Source organism: Bacillota bacterium (genome assembly GCA_040754675.1).
Taxonomy (GTDB): Bacteria; Bacillota; Limnochordia; order Limnochordales; family Geochordaceae; genus Geochorda.
The window spans coordinates 1-3,909 of record JBFMCJ010000391.1; the positions used below are offsets into that span (position 1 = coordinate 1).

Below are 3,909 nucleotides of genomic sequence, written 5' to 3' on the forward strand. Positions count from 1 at the left end.
CCCAACTCGTATGCCGGCATCTCCGGCATCGTCGCGGCCGGGCTCTCAGCCATCTCCTCCTGGAGCTGGTGGACCTCGTCGAAGGACTGTATGTTGGCCGCCGCGGCCTGGGCAGCCTTCTCCACGCCCTCAGCAAGCTGGTTCTGGCTCTCGGCCGCCTTTTGCCCCGCCTTCGCCACACCCTCCTGGCCGGCCTGCGCCTGCTGCGCCGTGCGGACCATCTGGGCCGCCGACCGGGCGGAGGCCCACGACTGCGAGGCGGATGCCTTCAGCGAGTCGGCCAGTCCCAGGACAGCCTGTGCGGCGCCGCGGAATGCCGGCACGATGGCGCCGATCCCGGCCAGAATGAGACCCACACCGAGCACGACAAGAGACGCGCCGTACAGCGCCACCGCCCCGATGGCAGACCACACCGCGCGCGCCACGTCTGCGAGGTGCCCCCACGCCCGGGCAAGAAGGTAGGCGGTCACGGCCACCGCCGCGCCGGCCGCCATCCAGGGCAAGAGCGGGCGCAAGGTGGCCCAGAGGCTGATGCCCAGCTTCTTCAATGCCGGGATCAACCACGCGATGATGGCGGGCACCAGGCCGCCGACAATGGCACCCGTGATGCCCACAATGACGGTCTGCACCCAGGGCGGAAACGCCCGGGCCAGGGCCCCGATGAACCCATGCTCGGCAACAACCGCTGCGAAGCGGCTGACGGCCTGCGTCAGCCGGTCAATGCGCTCCCCCAGGCGGGTGAGGCGCAGGATGTCTTGGCCGAGGCCGCGCAGGATGATTTCCACGTTGTCCCGCAGAGTCGAGAGCCGGCCGAGGAGCGTCCTGGACTGGACCTCCATGGCGCCGGCAAAGCGGCGGTTGATGCCCTCCAGGACGGCCGCAATACCCCTGGAGGCATCGATGGCCCGCTTTTCCACCAGTTCCATGGCCTCGGGGACGCTGACACCGATGCTTTCCGCCAGCATCTCCCCGGCCGGGATGCCAAGCTCGGTAAGCTGGCGCATCTCTTCCCCGGCCACCTTGCCTTTGGCCCGCATCTGGCCGATGGCGAGGACGGCCCGCTGGATCTCATCGGCGCCGCCGCCGAGGGCGGCCACCGCATCCCCGATGGCAGAAAGCGTGGGCAGGACCTGCTCCGCGGCAAAGCCGTATGCGAGGAGCTGCCTGGAGGCCTGTGTTATGTTGGTCAGGTTGAACGGCGTCCGGGCGGCGAACTCCACAAGTTGGCCGAGGAACTTGTTAGCCTCCTCCGCGCTACCGAGCAGGGTGGTGAAAGCGATCTGAGCTTGCTCCCATTGGGCCGCCAGCCGGACGCCCCACGCAGCCATGCCGGCGAATGCCGCCCCGGCTACCGCCCCGATCTTAACGATGTTGCGCCCGAGCACCAGGGACGCAGGCACGGCCGATCGGATGGATTCGGGCAGGGTCTTCGCCTGCCGCTGGATGGACCGGGCGAACTGATTCCACTGGCGCTCGGCACGTGAGACGGCCGAGACGAACCGCCCAGTGCTCGCCACCAGAGCCACGTTGAACGATGCGACCGTCGCCACTGTACCACCCTGCCTTCAGAAAAGAGGGCCCGTGTACATCACGAGCCCTCTCCTCCGTATTTCGCCTCGAATGCGCGGGCCCACATCTCGAGGATCCGCGCCTGCTCCTCCCACGTCTGCTCCTCGACGGCCGGCCCATCGCGCCGCGGCATGAAGTCGCGCGGCTCGTAAGGCCTCCTCCGCCGCTTGGGATCCCGGTTGGCATTGGCGATGGTAGCCGCGACGAGGCCGGCGCGCCAATCCTCGACTTCGGTCCCCCAGGGTTCCAACTGGAAATAGGCCATCCATTCGGAGAGCTCCCGGCTGCTCACGCGGCTCAGGAGCTCTCCGACCGTCATGCCCAGGGCCAGGGCCAGGCGGAAATAGAAACGGCGCTCCGGGCGCCGCCTCAGTTTCCCGCCAGTTCCTCCACGTCAGCGGGGGTCAGCCCGGACAGCCTCTGCGCCACCTCGAACACGCGGTTGAGGGCCGTGGCGCTCTTCCGGCCGAGCAGTTCCGCATCCTCGTCTGTGAACAGCCGGTTACCGTGCTCGTCCACCACCGTCATGGCGACGAGCTTGGCGCGGATGTTCTTGAGGTTCATCCGTGTGTTCCTGCCACGGGTTTCGACGACGCTTTGCTCGAAGGCGTCCCGCTCGGCGCCGGTGAGGCCACGCACCCGCAGGAAGCCTCCCCATTCCTTGACCTCGATCTCTTCAACGGGGAGATCCTGCACCTTCAAGATCTCGTCACGTGTCAGCAGCTTACCCATAATCCCCCACCTTACGCGATGGCCCCGAACGTCGGCTTGCCGGTCACGGTCAGCGTGACTTCAACCTGGATCACGTCGCCCTCGGTGAGTTCCTGGGGCTTCCAGCCGGAGATGAAGGCCGGGAACGTCCAGCCCTGGCCGTTCGGCAGCTTGATCCGGAAGTTCTTCGTGTCGCCGGCGTAGAAATCGGTCTCAAGCGCCGTGTGCCCGGTGTCGTCCGGGTCGAAGTTGAGCGTCAGTGTGACCTCGCCGACGTCGATCACGCCGGGCAGCTTCTTCTTGATGCCGTCGGGCGGATCCAGGTCCTCGACCTCGACCGCCTCCCGCTCCGGCTGCGGGGGCTGGATCGAGGCCACCTGCGCCACCGTCTCGTATGTGCCCGGCGTGGCGCTCTCGCGCTGGAACACGCTCTTCAGGCCCAGAGATTCCATGGGTCATTCCTCCTCACGCGTCGTGGGCCACCACCACAATCACATGGTAGTGCGTCTGGCCCACTTCCTCCTGGTAGTCCGGCAAGTAGGAGGCCACGCGGCACCCGATGACCGGCAGCACCCCGGCCATCATGCCCGTGTAGCCCTCCAGGCTCTGGCGCACCGCCATCGCAATGCGCTCGGCCTCGGCAAGCGTATCGGCCATGGCGGTGATCTGCACCCGGGTGTCGGTGTACGCCACGCCCGACAGGTCGCGGCGGTCCACGCTGCTGACCGTGTTTATCACGATCAGCGGGTACGTGGCGTCAAGCGGCGGCATCTGGTGATAAATCCGTCCGCCGACCAGAGTGCTCACTGCCTCGTCGGCCTGCAGGTGCGCGTACACGGCCTGCCTCGGCGTTACACTCGCCATGCCCGCTTCATCCTCCGCACGAACTCATGCTCCATGACCTTGCGGGCCTCGGCCTTCTTCTCGTCAAAGGCCGGCTGCAGCCAGGGGTGCGGCGGCGCGTAGCCCACCTGGCGCTTCTGAGCCTTCTTCCGGCCCCTGACCACCGCGTGGCCAAGTTCCACCAGGCGCCCGTACCAGCCCTTGCGCCCGGGCCCGATGTGCACCACCACGCGGGTTCCCAGCGTCTCCTGGGCTGCTTCCTTGTGGATGTCGCCGGCAAGAGTACCGGTCCGCTTGTGCTGGAGCGCGTTCTGCTCCGCCTCGGCCCGGATCACCTCGGCGCCCGTCAGGGCGACCTCGCGCAGGTGCTCACCAGCCACCTCGCGGGGCAGCATGTTCAGGGCCTGTTGGATCTCCTTGGCACCCCGGACCTGTATCCGCAGCTTCACGCGGGCCGGACCTCCCTGCATATCAGCTGCAGCCAGCGCCTGGTGCCCTCGCGGTCCAGGACGGCCTGGATCACGAACTCGCGCCCGTCGTGCCGCGCGATCATCCCAGGCTCTACACCGCGCCGCCAGCGGATGGTGATGCGGTGGTCGGACTGTTGCGCCGTCTGCTGCGCCTCAAAGTAGAGCCGGCCGGAAAGCCCCTCCACTCGGCCCCAGACGGTGGCCACTGTCTGCCAGGTGGGCGGAATCGGGTCGCCCCACTGGTCGGTACCCCCCACGTAGCGGCCTATCTCCACGCGGTGCCGCAGGTCCTCGAACCTCACGACGCAGCCACCAC

At 67.7% G+C, this 3,909-nt stretch carries 7 protein-coding genes; all 7 read right to left on the reverse strand.

Going from position 1 to position 3,909, the window contains the following annotated elements; genetic code table 11:
- On the reverse strand, positions 1-1,550 hold a 1,550-nt coding region (locus tag AB1609_17525; protein ID MEW6048248.1), incomplete at its 3' end, for a tape measure protein.
- Between the two features lie 38 nt (positions 1,551-1,588).
- A complete protein-coding gene (locus tag AB1609_17530) occupies positions 1,589-1,861 on the reverse strand; it encodes a hypothetical protein (protein MEW6048249.1) in 273 nt (90 codons plus the stop codon).
- A gap of 77 nt (positions 1,862-1,938) precedes the next feature.
- A complete protein-coding gene (locus AB1609_17535) occupies positions 1,939-2,301 on the reverse strand; it encodes a hypothetical protein (protein MEW6048250.1) in 363 nt (120 codons plus the stop codon).
- An 11-nt stretch (positions 2,302-2,312) separates the two neighbouring features.
- On the reverse strand, positions 2,313-2,732 hold the full coding sequence (locus AB1609_17540; protein MEW6048251.1) for a phage tail tube protein: 420 nt from the start codon (positions 2,730-2,732) through the stop codon (positions 2,313-2,315).
- 13 nt (positions 2,733-2,745) lie between these two features.
- Positions 2,746-3,144: a DUF3168 domain-containing protein gene (locus AB1609_17545; protein MEW6048252.1), complete on the reverse strand. Its 399-nt coding sequence runs from the start codon at positions 3,142-3,144 to the stop codon at positions 2,746-2,748.
- Positions 3,132-3,572, reverse strand: a complete 441-nt coding sequence (locus AB1609_17550; protein ID MEW6048253.1) for an HK97-gp10 family putative phage morphogenesis protein — start codon at positions 3,570-3,572, stop codon at positions 3,132-3,134. Before AB1609_17550 ends, AB1609_17545 begins: the two co-directional genes overlap by 13 nt.
- On the reverse strand, positions 3,569-3,909 hold a 341-nt coding region (locus tag AB1609_17555; GenBank protein ID MEW6048254.1), incomplete at its 5' end, for a phage head closure protein. The genes AB1609_17550 and AB1609_17555, both read right to left, overlap by 4 nt.

Excerpts from the sequence above, each read along its gene's own strand:
- AB1609_17535 (MEW6048250.1), bottom strand. The coding sequence starts at position 2,301 with ATGGGTAAGCTGCTGACACGTGACGAGATCTTGAAGGTGCAGGATCTC.
- AB1609_17540 (MEW6048251.1), bottom strand. The coding sequence starts at position 2,732 with ATGGAATCTCTGGGCCTGAAGAGCGTGTTCCAGCGCGAGAGCGCCACG.
- AB1609_17545 (MEW6048252.1), bottom strand. The coding sequence starts at position 3,144 with ATGGCGAGTGTAACGCCGAGGCAGGCCGTGTACGCGCACCTGCAGGCC.